Origin of the sequence: Pedobacter cryoconitis (genome assembly GCF_014200605.1) — a bacterium.
Classification (GTDB): Bacteria; Bacteroidota; Bacteroidia; order Sphingobacteriales; family Sphingobacteriaceae; genus Pedobacter; species Pedobacter cryoconitis_B.
The window spans coordinates 1-1,171 of sequence record NZ_JACHCE010000022.1; the positions used below are offsets into that span (position 1 = coordinate 1).

At 42.6% G+C, this 1,171-nt stretch carries 1 protein-coding gene; it reads right to left on the reverse strand.

The window, feature by feature from the left end; translation table 11 throughout:
* A partial coding sequence (locus HDE68_RS26330) for an AMP-binding protein (RefSeq protein WP_183885707.1) occupies positions 1–1,171 on the reverse strand: 1,171 nt, incomplete at both ends.

The window sequence follows — 1,171 nt, forward strand, 5'->3', positions numbered from 1 at the left end:
GGTAACAACACGTAAAAGTGGTATTCTCTGTTGGTCCATATCCATTATAAATACGAACTGCTGCTAACTGACGGTAAACCTTAACTACTGAAGAAGCCCGAACAACATCACCACCAGATAAAAGATAACGTAAAGGTAATCCTGACAAATCACTCTCTGCCCACTGATCCAAAAGTCCGGAGGTCAGCCATAAGGTATTCACACCCTCTTTTTCAATCAGACTGTTTAACCTGCTGATATCAATAGCACCGTCTCCACCGATAACCACCTTACCTCCACTTAAAAGTGCAGCCCAGATCTCAAACGTTGCGGCATCAAAAGATATAGAAGACAACTGAAGAGTAACCGTATTCTTATCCAGTACAATATCTGAAAGACTCAGCAAACGAAGAATTGCCTGATGAGGTACCATCACCCCTTTAGGATTACCTGTACTTCCTGAAGTATAACTGATATAAGCAAGGCTCTCTCCATGAATAGCAACAACTGGTCTTGAATAACTATCACGATCAGCTGTCAGGTCAAGTTCAACATCAAGTGCCAGAATTGCCCCGCTATAATAATCTACTACATCAAAAACATGATCAGTTACAGTAAGCAGTAAACAAATACCAGCATCAGCACAGATATAACTTTTACGCTCCTGCGGATAATCTATATCAAATGGGACATAAACCCCGCCTGCTTTCAATATCCCAAGGATACCCACCAGCATCAGCCCGCTGCGTCCAAGGCAAATACCTACTGTATCACCGGCTGCTATCTGATGAGAAGATTGCAAACGGGATGCTAACTGGTTTGACAACTGATCGAGTTCTCTGTAAGTTAACACATGATCTTCAAAAACGATAGCCGTGGCATCCGGATAGTTCAATGCCTGTTCGCAGAACAGATCTACCACAGTTCTTTCAGTAGTATAACTAGCGGAAGCACCTTTTCCCAATTCCAGTAAACGAGAACGTTCAGCTGAGGACAGCAGGTCAAGCTTACAAAGCTGAATACCAGGATCTGCAACCACAGCCTTGATCATCTGCTGAAAATAATCTCCAAAACGACTGACCGAAGATTCGCTAAACAGCGCAGTAGAATAAACCAAACTCAAATACAAACATCCGGAATGCTCTGAAGCAAATAAAGACAAGTCAAATTTGGAAATACCTCCTGCTTCCTG